Raw genomic sequence first — 14,624 nt, 5'->3', positions numbered from 1 at the left:
CCCACACCCCGTGCCGGTGGCCCCGGACGCTCCGCCCCGGCCCCCATCGCCTCACCCGCGCCGCGCATCCCACCTCGGGCGCGCGTGCCATCCATGCCCGCACAGACGCTGGCGGCCCAGCCGGGCCGGTGGCTGTGGACCTGCCGGGAGGGCTTCGAGTCGCACCTGTTCGAGGAGCTGACCTGGGCTGGAGCGGGTCCCCGCCTCCTGGGCCCGGCCCTGGTGGAGTCCGAACAGCGGCCGGAGGTCCCCCCCGCCTTTGGCCGGGCGGTGGAGCGGGTCATCGCCACCTGGGCGCCCCCGGGTGGAGCCCAGGTGCCGGTGGAGGACTTGGTGGCGGCGATGTCCGGGCTGCCCTCTCGCGTACCCTGGCTCCTGAGGGCCTACACGCCGGACAGCGCGAAGGGCAACACGCAGGCGGGCCGCGCGGAAGCCCTGGAGGCAGCGGTGCGAGCCGCGCTCCCCGCGGGACGCCTGTTGGAGGACGACGGCCGGGCGCGCGAGGCGGGGGCCCTGCTGGTGGGCCTGTGCGTCGCGCCGGACGGGGTGCTGATGCTGGGCGCGGTGAGCGCCCGTGAGGCCCTGTCACTCGCGCCGGGCGGGCGGAGGCGGATGAAGCGCGCGGGCGAGTCCCCTTCCCGCGCGGCGATGAAGCTGGAGGAGGCGCTGGACGGGCTGGCGCATGAGCCCGGGCGCGGCGACGTCTGCGTGGACCTGGGCGCGGCGCCGGGCGGCTGGACGCAGCGGCTGGTGGCGCGAGGGGCGCGGGTGGTGGCGGTGGACCCGGCGAAGCTGATGCCGGAGCTGGCGAAGAACCCGCGCGTCCAGCACGTGCAGGAGAGCGCCTTCGCCTACGCCCCGGAGGAGTCCGCGGACTGGCTCTTCTGCGACATGGCGTGGCGGCCCCTGGAGGTCGCGCAGCTGTTGGCCAAGTGGGGCCGGCGCCGCTGGGCGCGCAACCTGGTGGCCAACATCAAGCTGCCCATGAAGGACAAGAACCCGCTGCTCCTGCGCGTGCGCCAGACGCTCGTGGAGGACGGGGGCTGGGAGGGCCTCACCGTCCGCCAGCTCTACCATGACCGGGACGAGGTGACCGTCACGGCGCATCGGATGCGCTGAGGGCTCCGGATGCGCTGAAGGCGACGGAGCGGGCGTGGGGAGAAGCTTTCCTGCGCCCGCGGCGGGTCCGCGCTACACACGCGGACACGATGCCCTACTCACTCGACGACGCCACCGCCACCGCCCTCGTCGCCCTCCACCCCCGGGCCGCGCGCCCGGGGCACGCCCAGGAGGCACCGCAGGCCGCCGCCCAGGAGCTCATCGCCGCCGAGCAGCGCCGGCGCGGCCAACCGGATGCCACCGGGGCCATGCACGTGCTGGCGCTCACCCAGGGCACGCTCCTCAAGGAGGAGTTCGACCTGTCCACGCACGCGCACCACGACGGCTGGCGAGTGGGCGCGGTGATGGTGGACGTGAAGGAGATGATCCACTTCAACGCGCGCTTCGGCTTCCCCGCCGGGGACGCGCTGCTCAAGGGCGTGGTGGCGTCGCTCGGCGCGCAGTACCCGGGCGCGCGCATCGTGCGCTTCCAGCCGGACGGCTTCGCGGTGCTGCTGCTGCCCACGTCCCAGCTCACCGTGCGCGAGGACAGCGCGGAGACGACTCGCGCGAGGCTGGCGGAGGACCTGCGCCCCTCGCTGCCTCCGGGCGCCTCTGGCACCGACGTGCCGGGCTTCACCGTGGCGCTGCTGGAGCTGACGGTGCACCAGCCGTCGCACTGGCAGGTGCTGGGGCCGCTCCTGTGGGCGGAGGTGGAGCGGGCCTACATCATGGAGCGCACCGGGCGGACGCACGGCCTTCAGCGGCGGCGCCTGCGCCTGGACGCGTTCCTTCCGGAGCCGGAAGGAACCTGAGGCGTCCCCGAGCTACTCGACGCCTACTCTTCCAGGATGAACTTGCGCGGGTTCTGCGGCACGCCGTTCACGCGCACCTCGTAGTGCAGGTGCGGGCCGGTGGAGCGGCCGGTGTTGCCCACCGCCGCGATGGGCGAGCCGCGCTTCACCCGGTCCCCGGCCTTCACCAAAATCTTGGACAGGTGGCCGTAGCGCGTCTTGATGCCGTAGCCGTGGTCGATGACGAGCACGTTGCCGTACCCGCCCTCCAGGCCCGCGAACACCACCGTGCCGTCAGACGGAGCGGAGACTTCCTTGCCGTGCGGGGCCGCGATGTCCAGGCCCGCGTGCGTCACGCGGTCCGCCGTGTACGGGTCCAGGCGCTGACCGAAATCGCTGGTCACCCAGCCGCGCGCCGGCCACACCGACGGCGTGGAGGCCAGGAGCGACTTCTGGTCCTGGAAGTAGGCCTGCAGGTCCTGGAGGCTCAGCTCCTGACGGGTGGCCTCCGCGGAGAGCCGGTCCAGGCGGCCCAGCATCATCTTGGGCGTGTCCGTGGTGGTCAGCTGGGTGAACTGCGTGTCCGTCGCGGGCGCCGCGGTGCCGGTCTCCGGCTCCGTGGGGCCCATGGCCAGGTTGCGCTGCGGATCCGACAGCAACGTCACCGCGCGCAGCTTCTGGTCGAAACGCTCCACGCGGTCCAGCGTCGAACCGATGTGCTCGATGCGCTCACGCACCGACTTGAGCTGTGAACGCAGCGTGAGGTTCTCCTCACGCAGGATGCGGTTCTCCGACGCGTCCGCCGCCACCTGGAGGTAGTGGATGCTCGCACCGGCGCCCAGGCCCGCCACCAGCATCACGCCCATGCCCACCTGCACCAGCCAGGAGCGCTGGATGGTGTAGCGCTTCACCGGAGCGTCGTGGTCCGGGATGACCATCAGCGTGAAGGACTTTTTGGCCACGGACCACTCCTGGGGAAACTCTTTCTCTACGTGGGACTTCCGGCGCCAGAAGCTAAGTCGCTCCCCGCGCTCGCAACACCTCCCCCACCCGCCGCCCCTCCCGCACCGTCACCCACTGGCGATTCTCAGTAAGTGGAAAGGTTGGGGCAGCTATCATCCGCATTTGAAGAGTGTCAAGGTCAACAGACTCCAGGGCGCGCCCCAATCGCGCCCCGAGTCCGGGCCCTACCCGCCCTGCATGCGCACGACGATGACGCTGATGTTGTCGTCGCCGCCGCGCTCATTGGCCAGGTCGATGAGGTGCTTGGGCACCTCCTCCAGGTTGGCGTGGCGCGCGACGGTGTCGTGGATCTCCCGGTCCTCCAGCATGTTCGCGAGGCCGTCCGAGCAGAGCAGGAACACGTCACCGGGCTCGGACACGAGCCCCATGACATCCACCTGGACCTCCTCCTCGAAGCCGACGGAGCGGGTGATGATGTTCTTGTACCGGGAGTGCTTGGCCTCTTCCGGTGTGATCATCCCCGCCTTGATCTGCTCGTTGACCAGTGAGTGGTCCTCGGAGATCTGCTGGATGAGGTCCCCGCGGATGAGGTACGCGCGACTGTCACCCACGTGGGCGAAGAAGGCGTGCTCGTCGCGGACCACCAGGGAGATGACTGTCGTGCCCATGCCGGACAGGCGCGCGTCATCCTGGGCGGTGAGGTAGATGGCCTGACAGGCCTTCTCCACCGCGCCCCGGAGCGCTTCCGGAATGGGCGAATCCTGGAGGTTGGGAACGCTGACGAAGGGGTTGTCCCGCCCTTCACGCGCGCGCCTCAGCTCTTTGTCGATGGTCTCGACGGCGATGCGCGACGCGGTACCACCACCCGCGTGCCCACCCATGCCGTCCGCCACGACGTAGAGCTGGAGCTCATCGTCAATGAGGAAGCTGTCCTCGTTGTGATTGCGCTTGCGCCCGACGTCCGTCAGGCCAGCGGAGATGACTTTATGGCGGGGGGCCGCGGTCTGCCCTGCGGTGCTGGACACGGGCCGGATGCTATGTGAGCCCATAAGTGGGGGCAAGGACGCGGACGAAAACTCGCGGTGCGTCATGCCCCTCCCCCTGGGTCACCCCTACCTTGTAGGCCCCCATTTCAGGCTGTCCGGCGCATCCGCCCCCGGGGGCTGTTGCCTTCCGGGCCGGTCTCCCGGCGCGCGCGGGGGGTGGCCCGGTGGGCCGAGCGCACCAGCGCCTCCGCCGCGCCCAACGCCTCACGGGTGACCTCCACGCCCGACATCATGCGCGCCAGCTCCTGGGTGCGCTCGGCGCCCGCCGAGAGCGGGAGCACCTGGGACACGGTGCGCTCGCCCTTCACGCTCTTGCGGATGAGCAGGTGCGCGTCCGCGTAGGCCGCCACCTGGGGCAGGTGCGTGATGCACAGCACCTGACGGTGGGAGCTGACCTCGCGAATCATCCGGCCGACCACGTCCGCGATGGCGCCGCTGACGCCCGCGTCCGCTTCATCCAGGATGTAGCAGCCGCACGCGTCACTGTCCGCCAGTGCACGTTTGAGCGCGAGCAGCAGCCGGCTCGCCTCACCGCCCGAGGCCACCTTGGCCAGGGGCCGCGCCGGCTCACCCGGGTTGGCGCTGAAGAAGAACTCCACTTCGTCCATGCCGTCCGGACGCAGCGTCTCCCCGGCGGTGACACGCACCTCGAAGGCGGCCTTGCCCATGGCCAGGCCCCCCAGTCCGTCACGCACCTGCTGGGAGAAGGCCCCGGCGGAGGCCTTGCGCGCGCGGGACAGCGTCAGCGCCGCCTTGCGCGCCCGCTCCTCCACGCGCTTCCGCTCCTGGTTCAGCTCCTCCAGGATTTCGCGCCGGTTCTCCAGCGTGCCCAGCTCCGTCTCCAGCTCGCCGCGCTTCTTGAGGACGCCGTCCAGCGTGGAGCCGTGCTTGCGGCACAGCCGCTTGAGCGCGTCCAGCCGCTCCTCCACCTCGCCCAGCCGCCCGGGGTCGGACTCCAGCCCCTCCACGTAGCGGTTGAGCCGGCGCGAGGCCTCCTCCAGCTCCGACAGCGCCGTGCTGAGCGACTGCGCCACCGGCGCGAGCGTCGCGTCGCACTTGACGCCCTCGTGCACGAGCCCCAGCGCGCGCCCCACGATTTCGACCGCGGACGGCGCTTCGCCCGACACCAGCAGCTCCGCCTCCGCGCCCTGACGCTTGAGCTTCTGCGCGCTGCCCAGCCGCCGGCGCTCCGCGTCCAGCTTCACGTCCTCGCCGGCCTCCGGGTCCAGGCGCGTGATTTCGTCCAGTTGGAAGCGCAGGAACTCCGCGCGCTCGCGCACCTTGGCGTCGTCTCCGCCCAGCGCGTCCATGCGGGCATCCACTTCGCGCAGGTTCGCCCACTCGCGGCCGTACGCGGCCAGCGTTTCCTCCAGGCGGCCGTACTTGTCGAGCAGCACCCGGTGCAGCCCGGAGTCGAAGAGGCTCACGTGCTCATGCTGGCCGGCGATGTCCACCGCGCCCCGGGTGAGCTTCCCCAGCACGCCCAGCGTCACCAGCGCGCCGTTGACGTAGACCTTTCCGCGCCCGGTGCGCCCGAGCACGCGGCGCACGAGCACCTCCTCTCCCAGGTCCGGGAGGCCCAGTTCCTCCAGGCGCGCGGCCAGCACCGGTGTCCGGGCGAATACGCCCTCCACCGCCGCGTCCTCGCAGCCCGCACGGATGACGTCCGCATCCGCCCTGCCCCCGAGCAGAAGGCCCAGCGCGTCCACCAGAATGGACTTGCCGGCACCCGTCTCACCCGTGAGGACGGTGAGGCCCGCGCCGAACGCGACCTCCACCTCCTCAATCACCGCTACGTTCGAAATCCGAAGACCCAGCAGCACGCACGCCCTCCGCGGTCCGTACGACGGCCCCAACACCTGAACACCCTAGCAGGTCTTGGTGACACTGCACAGGTGTTCGGGTCGGGCGGACGGTGGGAGGGCGAGTGGGAGGGCGTGGCCTGTTGGCGCCACAACCTTCTCCCACTCCCCGAGTCGCATCAGATTTCGGTGAACAGCTCCTGGATGTCCTGTTCGGTGAGGGTGCGGCCCATGTCGTCCCCATCCGTGCCCAGCACACCCGCGGCGAGTTCCCGCTTGCGGCGCTGGAGGCTGAGGATCTTCTCCTCGACCGTGCCGCGGGTAATCAGCTTGTAGCTGATGACCGCGCGAGTCTGGCCGATGCGGTGCGTACGGTCCGTGGCCTGGTCTTCCACCGCGGGGTTCCACCACGGGTCGAAGTGGATGACGTAGTCCGCGGCGGTGAGGTTCAAGCCGGTGCCGCCCGCCTTGAGGCTGATGAAGAAGAGCGGCGGGCCGTCAGGGCGGTTGTACTCGTCCACCTTGCCCATGCGGTCCTTGGTGCGGCCGTCCAGGTAGAGGTAGCGCAGGCCCTTCTTGTCCGCCTCCTGCTTGAGCAGCTCCAGCATCTCCGTGAACTGGCTGAAGACGAGCGCGCGGTGGCCTTCCGCCACCAGGTCCGCCACCAGCTCCATGAAGCGCTCGAGCTTCGCGCTGGACGGCAGCAGCGTGCCGGGCGGCATCTTGAGCAGACGCGGATCGCAGCAGACCTGACGCAGGCGCATCAGCGCGGCGAGGATGGAGACGCGGCTCCGCTTGAAGCCCACCTTCTCGATGGACTCGTTCACCTTGCGGCGGCTCTCCTCCAGGACCTCGCGGTAGAGCGCGGCCTGGCCGGGCTCCATCTCGCACCACGCGACGCTCTCCGTCTTCGGCGGCAGGTCCTTGGCCACCTCCGTCTTGAGGCGGCGCATGATGAAGGGCTGGATGCGGCGGCGCAGCCGGTCCTTCGCGGTGGCGTCGTTGGCCACCTGGATGGGCTGCTCGTAGCGGTCGCTGAAGCCTTCCGCGCTGCCCAGGAAGCCGGGCATCAGGAAGTCGAAGATGCTCCAGAGCTCCGACAGGCGGTTCTCCAGCGGCGTACCGGTGAGCGCGAGGCGCGTCTCGCTGGGCAGCGACTTGCACGCCTGCGCGGTGGCGCTGTCCGCGTTCTTGATGTTCTGCGCCTCGTCCAGGATGACGTAGCGGAAGCCCACCTGGGACAGCTGCTCCAGGTCGCGGCGCACCAGCGCGTACGACGTGAGCACCAGGTCCATGCCCTTCAGGTCCTCCGCGCGCTCGCGGCGGTCCTGCCCGTGCCACACCATGGCCTTGAGGCCCGGCGTGAAGCGCTCCGCCTCGCGCTCCCAGTTGGCGAGCACGCTCGTGGGCGCGACCACCAGGGACGGCTTGCGGCCTTCGTCGTTGGCCACCTTCTGCATCAGGCTCAGGGACTGGATGGTCTTTCCCAGACCCATGTCGTCCGCGAGGATGCCGGACAGCCCGTGGCGCCGGAGGAACCAGAGCCAGGACAGGCCCGCCTCCTGGTAGTGGCGCAGCGTGGCCTGGAGTCCTTCCGGCACGGCCACCTTCGGCACGCCGGCGGACTCGCGCAGCGCGAGCATGGCCTGACGGGCCTTGGCCTCCACCTCGGTGAACTCGCCCAGGTCCGCGAGCAGGTCCAGGGCCACGGCCTGGTGCAGCGGCAGCCGCGTGCGCGTGCGGCCCGGCATGGCGCCGGCCTCCTCCAGGAGGTCCGCCACGCGCTTGATTTCCGCGACGTCCGCTTCCGCGAAGGAGCCGTCCTTCAGGGGGATGAACTTGCGGCCGGAGTCCAGCCACATGCGCACGGCGCCCAGGTCCACGGCCTGGTCGTCGGTGACGAACTCCGCGTCCAGGTCGAACCACTGCACGCCGCTCATGCCCACGCGGATGCGCGGCTTGAGCTTCGGGCGCAGCCGGACCTTGGGCGCCGACACTCCGTAGCGCTCCCACTCGGCGGGAAGGCTCGCCAGGCCGCGCGCCCAGAACTCCAGGGCCACGTCACCCGTCGCGTCGAACGCCTGCGCGGCCTGATCAAAGCGCAGCCCCTGGTCGAGCAGCACCTTGCCCGCGGCGCGCTCCACCTCGTCGCGGCGGCGGTACAGCTTGCGCGAGTCGTCGCCCACGCCGCTGGCGTAGCCCAGGTGCGTGGCCGTGGGGGACACCGCCACCGTCGTCTGGCCGTATCTCGCGGCCAGCTGCACCTTCACGCGCTCGGCGGCGCCTTCCAGTGTGACGACGAAGCGCGGCTCCACCGACTCGTCCACTTCGATGTCGTCCGCCTTCAACGACATGCGGAAGCGCGGCAGGTGCGCGGCGAAGAACGTCAGCACCCGGTCCAGTTGCCCGGACGGGAAGGCCATGGTCGGTTCCAGCAGCCACTTGCGCAGCAAGCGCGGCGGGAAGTCCGGCTCCACGGCGTGGAGGTTCTGCGCCTGGATGACGTACGTGCGCCGGCCCGCGAGCACGATGACGTCCTTGAGCGGGTAGCCCACGCCGTCCGGGAACAGCAGCTCAATCTGCGCGGTGGCGCCATCCGGACGCGACTCCAGATGGATTTGCGGCCGCACGGGCTGCTCCATGTAGACGAGCGGCGTGCCCCGGTAGATGACCCGGCGCTGGCGCAACAGCTCCAGCACCTCGCACAGGTCCTCGTCGGAGAGGACGATGCGCGAGTCGTAGCGGTGCTCATGGCGCGACAGCACCATGAAGATGCGCTCGTCCGCGGGCGCGATGCGGCTGCCTGCCTGGAGCAGACGCTTCACGTGCACGGGGCCCTTGGTCTGCGCGTCCTGACGGCGCACGTCCACGACCCAGTGGCGGTTGTTGGAGCCGCCCGCCCCCGTGCTCGCGGGGGTGAGCCGGTAGAGGAACTCGTAGTCGGGCAGTGAGGACAGGCCCAGCCAGCTCTCCACCTTGGCGAGCGCGGGCAGGCTGACGCCTTCCATCCCCGGCGCTCCGCCTCCGGGAATCTCCTCCTCGTCGTCCGGCCCCATGTCCTCGGGTTCGGGCGGCGGCGGAGGCGGCGCCGCTTTCTGCGGTGGCGGCGGTGGCCGGAAGCGGGCCGCGTAGATGAGTGCCACGGCGACCACGTGCTCGCAATGCGGGCCAGTGGTGTTCCACACCGGGCAGGTGCAAGAGGAAACGACTTTTCCCTCTCCAGGAATCAGGGCCACGTCGTAGCGCTCGCCGGACAGACCCGCGACCTGCGCGCGGATGCGTTCGGGTTCACGCGTGAGGCCGAAGACGCGGCGGCCTTCGGCCACCTCGCGGCCTTTCTTGAACGTGGTGGGCTCGACCTCGGCCTTGAGGGCGCGGAGCCAGAGTCCGTCCTGGGGGGAGAGAGGGTCTCGGGTGTCAGCGGTGGTTTGCACGGCTTGCAAGGGCCCCAGACTCCTTGGTCGGGGGGAACCGCCTCGCTTAACACAGTGAGGGGATCCCCGCGCGCGGGAAAAAATATGGCGTCCGCCAGCCGATGCGGCCGGGCGGCGCGAAGCTGTGAGATCATCAACGTCCGCCATGTCCCGGTCCCGTCCCAGTCCGCCCATCCTCCGGCCGTTGGCCCTGGGACCCTGCGTCCAGGGGCCCGCCAGGCCGGCTGTCACCCGGGCCGGGTACCCTGGGTCCCAGGTCCACCCCGGGTGTCATCCCCCGGGCTGAAACGCCGCCGTCCTCCTCCGGAGCCCACCCCCATGTCCCTAGACCCCACGCTCGTCTCCGACCTCCAGGCCGTCCTGCGGGATGTGCCGGACTTCCCCAAGCCCGGCATCGTCTTCAAGGACATCACCCCCATGCTGGCGGACCCGCGCCTCTTCGGCCGGGTGGTCACCGCCATGTCCGCCCCCTTCCGGGGCCAGCACATCACCAAGGTGGTGGGAGTGGAGTCGCGCGGCTTCCTGCTGGGCGCCCCCATCGCGCTGGCGCTGGAGGCGGGCTTCGTGCCCGCGCGCAAGCCCGGCAAGCTCCCGCACAAGCGCATCGTGGAGCGCTACTCGCTGGAGTACGGCGCGGACGGCGTGGAGATGCACGAGGACGCCATCCTCAAGGACGAGCGCGTGCTCGTGGTGGATGACGTGCTCGCCACCGGCGGCACCGCCGACGCCACGGGCCGGCTCATCGGCCGGCTGGGCGGGCAGATTGTCGGCTACAGCTTCCTCATCACGCTCGACTTCCTGGAAGGCGCGAAGCGGCTGGGGCCGGACAAGGTGACGTCCGTCCTCCGCTTCTAGCCCTCCGCCCGGCGACTTCCGGACTTCACGTCCGGTTGACGCTCGCGCCGGCCCTGTTTATAAGTTGGTCACACAACCTACAAACAAGACCGCGCCATGCCTCGTCCCTCCAATACCGAAGCGCGCCGGGAACAGATTGTCGCCGGGCTGCTCAAGGCCATGGCCGAGCGCGGCTACGAGGGCGCGTCCGTGGCGGAGATCGCCCGCGCGGCGGGCCTGAGCGCGGGGCTGGTGCACTACCACTTCGAGGACAAGCAGGAGATCCTCCTGACCCTGGTGCGCTCGTTGGCGGCTCGCGCACGGCAGCGGTTCAGCACCCGGGTGGCGAAGCTCGCCCCGGACGACGCTCGCGGGCGGGTGGAGGCGTTCGTGGACGCGTTCCTCGCCACCGGGCCGGACGCGGACGTGGCGGCGGTGGCGGGCTGGGTCACCATCAGCGCGGAGGCCATCCGGCAGCCGGAGGTGCGCGTCGCATACGAAGAGGTGGTGCGCGCGGACCTGGAGCAGTTGGAGGCGCTGGTCGCGGCGGTGGTGGGCAAGCGCCGCGCGCGTCCGCTGGCCGCGGGTCTGTTCGCCGCCATCCAGGGGTACTTCGTGCTGTCCGCGAGCGCGCCCGGGCTCGTGCCCCCTGGCTCCGCGGCGGGCACCGTGAAGCGCATGGCCGCGGGGCTTCTGGACGCGGCGACTTCTTCTTCACCGGACCGTGAGGTGTCGTGATGACCATCGCCATCTACGCAGGCAGCTTCGACCCCGTGACGGCGGGACACCTGTCGGTGGTGCGACAGGCGGCGCGCCTCTTCAGCCACGTCGTCGTCGTGGTCGCGGTCAACCCGAACAAGCACACGCTGCTCACCGCGGAGGAGCGCATGGCGCTCATCCGGGAGGCCGTGGCCCGGCATCCCAACGTCTCCGTCACCTTCACCGAAGGGCTCATCGTGGAGCTGGCGCGGGAGATTGGCGCGAGCGTCCTGCTGCGCGGCGTGCGCGGCGCCACCGATGCGCAGTTCGAGACGGAGCTGGCGCAGATGAACCGCGCGCTCGCGCCGGAGCTGTCCACCCTCTTCCTGCCCGCGGAGGCGCACCTGGCGGAGGTGTCCAGCAGCGCCCTCAAGGAGCGCCTCACGCGCGGCGAGGACGTGTCCGCATTCTGCCCTCCCGCCGTCGCCGCGAAGCTGCGCGAGCGGCTGTCCCCTTCCCTCCGGAGCCATCCATGAGCCTGTCCTTCATCCCCCTGGGCGTCGGTGATGCCTTCTCCGCGCTCTACTACTCGTCGTGCCTGGCGCTGGAGGCGGAGGACCAGGTGCTGCTGCTCGACTGTCCGCACCCCATCCGCAAGATGATGCGCGAGGCGTCCGAGTCCTCCGGCGTGCACCTGGACGTGGAGCGCGTCAGCGCCGTGGCCCTCACGCACCTGCACGCGGACCACGCCTCTGGCCTGGAGGGCCTGGGGTACTTCTCCTTCTTCGTGCTGCAGCGGAAGATGGAACTGCTCGCGCACCCGAGCGTCACGCGCCGCCTCTGGGAGGGCCACCTGGCCGCGGGCATGGAGTGCCTCATCGAGCAGCAGGGCGCGGGGCCCAGCCACAAGCACTTCGAGGACTACTTCACGCACACGCCGCTGCACCTGGAGCGCGCGGTGAAGCACGGCCCGTTCGAAATCGAGTGCCGCTTCACCTATCACCACGTGCCCACCACCGCGTTCCGCATCCGCGCCGGGGGCCGGTGCCTGGGCTACAGCGCGGACACCGCGTTCGACGAGGGGCTCATCTCCTGGCTGTCCGAGGCGGACCTGGTCATCCACGAGACGAACTACGGCGTGCACACGCCCTACGAGAAGCTGGCGGAGCTGCCGGAGGCCACTCGCGCGAAGATGCGCCTCATCCACTATCCGGACCTGTTCGACACGAGCGGCAGCGTCATCGAGCCGCTGGTGCAGGGCCGGCGCTACACCGTCTGAGGACGGAGCGCGTGGCTGGTTGGACGCCCTTCATCCACCGGGAAGAAGGGCTTGGGGCTTGGGGCTTGCGCGTTGCGCCATGTCCGGTCCGCTCGCCTTCACGCGCCGAGTGCGCTAGGCCGAGACGGGTTGGCGCTCCCCCCGTGCCCCCGCAAGAGAACGACTGTCCGATGATGAAGAAGACCGTGAGCACCTGGGCGGTGCTGCTGCCGCTCGTGTTGGTGCTGGCCACTCGTTCAGCCGGGGCCGCCGGGGCCGCCGAGCCGACGCCTCCCCCTGACACCGTCCGCCTCACGATCCTCCACCTCAACGACGTCTACCAATTCCAGCCCACCGCCCGGAACCGGGGCGGCCTGTCGCGCGTGGCCACGCTCAAGCAGCAGGCGCTGAAGGAGTCGCCGCACGTCCTCACGCTGCTGGCGGGCGACACGCTCTCGCCTTCGGTGGAGTCGTCCGCGGAGGTGGCGGGCGAGGCACTCAAGGGCAAGCAGATGATCGACGCGTGGAACGCGCTCGGTCTGGACTACTCCACGGTGGGCAACCACGAGTTCGACTTCGGGGACGACGTGCTGCGCGCGCGCCTCCAGCAGTCGCGCTTCCCGTGGCTGGGCGCCAACGTGATGAGCGTGAAGTCAGGACAGGTGTTCGACGGGCTCAAGGCGTGGGACTTGCGCGACGTGGGCGGCGTGAAGGTGGGCATCTTCGGCGTGGTGCTGCCGGAGACGCAGACCTCGTCCAAGCCGGGCAAGGACACGCGCATCACGCCGTACTGCGAGGCGGCGAAGCGCTCCGTGGACGAGCTGCGGGCCGCGGGCGCGCAGTTCGTGCTGGGGCTCACGCACCTGACGGTGGAGCAGGACCGCGAGCTTGCGAAGTGCGTGCGCGTGGACCTCATCATCGGCGGGCACGACCACGACCGCGTGGAGGAGACCGTCGCGGGCACGCCCATCTTCAAGCTGGACGAGGACGCCATCGACCTGGGCCGCGTCACGCTGGACCTGGACGCGAAGACGGGCGCGGTGAAGAAGCTCGCGTGGAAGGTGATTCCCATCACCTCGAAGACTCCGGACGACGCGGCGTTCGACGCGCAGATGAAGCCCTATGCGCCGCTGCTGGCCACGCTGGCGGAGCGCATTGGCCGCTCGCCGGTGGCGCTGGAGGCGCGCAGCGCGCAGAACCGGATGGGGGAGACGAACCTGGGCTCGTTCCTGGCGGACGCGTTCCGCGAGGCGATGGGCGCGGACGTGGCGCTCGTGAACGGGGGCGCCATCCGCGCGGACCGGGTGCTGCCCGCGGGGACGATGACCCGGCGCGAGCTGTACTCGCTCATGCCCTACCGCAACGAGCTGGTGGTGCTGATGGTGAAGGGGGCGGTGCTGCGCGCGGCGCTGGAGAACGGCGTCAGCCTGAGCAGCCTGGACGGCAAGCCGCCCGGCCGCTTCCCACAGGTGTCCGGACTGCGCTTCACCTACGACCTGCGCAAGGCGCCGGGCGCGCGGGTGACAAAGGTGGAGGTGAAGGGCAAGCCGCTGGACGACGCGGCGGTGTACCGGCTGGCCACGCTGAGCTTCGTGGCGCAGGGCAACGACGGCTACTCCATGTTCAAGGACCTGCCCGCGGTGCCCAGGGGCCTGGATGTGTCGCCGTGGGAAGCACTCGGCACCGCGTTCCGCACCGGCAAGCCCGCGCCGCGAGCGAAGCCCCAGGGCCGCATCACGGTCATCGGCGCGCCCAGGGGCGGACTGCGCGCGCATCCGACGATGAAGTAGCGACTACCGCCAGGGCGCGGTCCAGCCTCGCGCCCGGTAGACGACCCGCCCCGCCAGCTCGCGCAGCATGTCCGTGCTCTGGTTGAGCGCTCCCGTGCGTGGCAGCCAGCTCAGCTTCGCGGGGGGAATCGTCGAGGAGCGGAGGTCCACCGCGAGCGTGTCCGCCTTCAGCCCCACCGCCGCGAAGCAGCCGGCCGCTCGGGGCAGGTGCGCGGCGCTCGTCACCAGGAGCAGCGACTTCCAGCCGTGCGCGCGCACCAGCGGCGCCGACTCAAGCGCGTTCTCGCGGGTGTTGCGGCTGCGCCCTTCCTTCACGATTCGCTCGGGCGCGATGCCCCAGTGCTCCAGCTGCGCGGCCAGCACGTCCGCCTCCACCACCGCCTCCGGCCTCGCGTCCAGGTTGCCGGCCGTAATCAGCACCTGCCGTGCCCGGCCGTCGTGCAGCAGCTCGAAGGTGCGCATCATCCGCTCCGGCGCGGCGTTGTACTCCGGGTGCCCCGAGCGCTCCGTGGCCGCCGCGTCCAGTCCTCCGCCCAGCAGGATGACCGCGTCGTAGACGGTGTCCGGCCGGTACGTGCTCACCGCGTCCGCCTCCGTCGCGCGCGTCAGCAGCGCCACCGTCGGCTCGATGGAGAACACGTACAGCACGGCCAATGCCAGAAGCTGGGACACCAGCGACAGGCGCTTCCACCGGCGCAGCACCACGCCCCCCACGCCGAACAACAGCGCCCAGGTGAGCGGGGACAGCAGCAGATCCAACAGCTTCGATAGGACGAGGAACATCGCTGAGCGCCGTTACCGACCCGACCGGGACTTGATGTACTGCCGGGCCTCCGCCGCGCCGGCCCCTCGCGGACGCAACTGCAGGTAGCGCCGGTAGTGCTCCACGGCCACCCCCGCCCTGGC

At 70.7% G+C, this 14,624-nt stretch carries 12 protein-coding genes; 7 read left to right on the top strand and 5 right to left on the bottom strand.

Annotated elements, in window-relative coordinates; genetic code table 11:
- Together rlmM and D7Y21_RS35215 are read left to right on the top strand one after the other, a co-directional pair.
- A partial coding sequence (rlmM, locus tag D7Y21_RS35220; RefSeq protein ID WP_370039711.1) for a 23S rRNA (cytidine(2498)-2'-O)-methyltransferase RlmM occupies positions 1 to 1,119 on the top strand: 1,119 nt, incomplete at its 5' end.
- 89 nt (positions 1,120 to 1,208) lie between these two features.
- A complete protein-coding gene (locus D7Y21_RS35215; RefSeq protein WP_121718016.1) occupies positions 1,209 to 1,913 on the top strand; it encodes a diguanylate cyclase domain-containing protein in 705 nt (234 codons plus the stop codon).
- Between the two features lie 23 nt (positions 1,914 to 1,936).
- Here D7Y21_RS35215 and D7Y21_RS35210 read toward each other — a convergent pair whose 3' ends face one another.
- The 4 genes from D7Y21_RS35210 to D7Y21_RS35195 form a co-directional block, all read right to left on the bottom strand.
- A complete protein-coding gene (locus D7Y21_RS35210) occupies positions 1,937 to 2,854 on the bottom strand; it encodes a M23 family metallopeptidase (RefSeq protein WP_120563839.1) in 918 nt (305 codons plus the stop codon).
- Positions 2,855 to 3,079: 225 nt separating this feature from the next.
- Positions 3,080 to 3,880: a Stp1/IreP family PP2C-type Ser/Thr phosphatase gene (locus D7Y21_RS35205; RefSeq protein ID WP_120564174.1), complete on the bottom strand. Its 801-nt coding sequence runs from the start codon at positions 3,878 to 3,880 to the stop codon at positions 3,080 to 3,082.
- A gap of 107 nt (positions 3,881 to 3,987) precedes the next feature.
- On the bottom strand, positions 3,988 to 5,724 hold the full coding sequence (recN, locus tag D7Y21_RS35200; protein ID WP_121718015.1) for a DNA repair protein RecN: 1,737 nt from the start codon (positions 5,722 to 5,724) through the stop codon (positions 3,988 to 3,990).
- Positions 5,725 to 5,882: 158 nt separating this feature from the next.
- Positions 5,883 to 9,146 (bottom strand): DEAD/DEAH box helicase, encoded by a 3,264-nt coding sequence (locus tag D7Y21_RS35195; protein ID WP_233612402.1) that lies wholly within the window; start codon positions 9,144 to 9,146, stop codon positions 5,883 to 5,885.
- 309 nt (positions 9,147 to 9,455) lie between these two features.
- On the opposite strand from D7Y21_RS35195, the gene D7Y21_RS35190 reads away from it, so the two are divergent.
- The 5 genes from D7Y21_RS35190 (at position 9,456) to D7Y21_RS35170 (ending at position 13,718) form a co-directional block, all read left to right on the top strand.
- Positions 9,456 to 9,992, top strand: coding sequence for an adenine phosphoribosyltransferase (locus tag D7Y21_RS35190; protein ID WP_120563837.1), 537 nt, complete (start codon positions 9,456 to 9,458; stop codon positions 9,990 to 9,992).
- A gap of 96 nt (positions 9,993 to 10,088) precedes the next feature.
- Complete coding sequence (locus D7Y21_RS35185) at positions 10,089 to 10,709, top strand: TetR/AcrR family transcriptional regulator (protein ID WP_121718014.1); 621 nt, start codon at positions 10,089 to 10,091, stop codon at positions 10,707 to 10,709.
- Positions 10,709 to 11,206: a pantetheine-phosphate adenylyltransferase gene (coaD, locus tag D7Y21_RS35180; protein WP_120563835.1), complete on the top strand. Its 498-nt coding sequence runs from the start codon at positions 10,709 to 10,711 to the stop codon at positions 11,204 to 11,206. The genes D7Y21_RS35185 and coaD overlap by 1 nt, the downstream gene beginning before the upstream one ends.
- Positions 11,203 to 11,949: an MBL fold metallo-hydrolase gene (locus D7Y21_RS35175; RefSeq protein WP_121718013.1), complete on the top strand. Its 747-nt coding sequence runs from the start codon at positions 11,203 to 11,205 to the stop codon at positions 11,947 to 11,949. The genes coaD and D7Y21_RS35175 overlap by 4 nt, the downstream gene beginning before the upstream one ends.
- Before the next feature lie 170 nt (positions 11,950 to 12,119).
- Positions 12,120 to 13,718, top strand: a complete 1,599-nt coding sequence (locus tag D7Y21_RS35170; RefSeq protein ID WP_121718012.1) for a bifunctional UDP-sugar hydrolase/5'-nucleotidase — start codon at positions 12,120 to 12,122, stop codon at positions 13,716 to 13,718.
- A 3-nt stretch (positions 13,719 to 13,721) separates the two neighbouring features.
- Here D7Y21_RS35170 and D7Y21_RS35165 read toward each other — a convergent pair whose 3' ends face one another.
- On the bottom strand, positions 13,722 to 14,501 hold the full coding sequence (locus D7Y21_RS35165) for a YdcF family protein (RefSeq protein ID WP_120563832.1): 780 nt from the start codon (positions 14,499 to 14,501) through the stop codon (positions 13,722 to 13,724).
- Positions 14,502 to 14,624 lie beyond the last annotated feature (123 nt).

Source organism: Corallococcus sp. AB045 (assembly GCF_003668895.1).
Classification (GTDB): domain Bacteria; phylum Myxococcota; class Myxococcia; order Myxococcales; family Myxococcaceae; genus Corallococcus; species Corallococcus coralloides.
The sequence above is the reverse complement of the archived record's forward strand: the minus strand, read 5'-3'. Positions and strand labels throughout refer to the sequence as shown.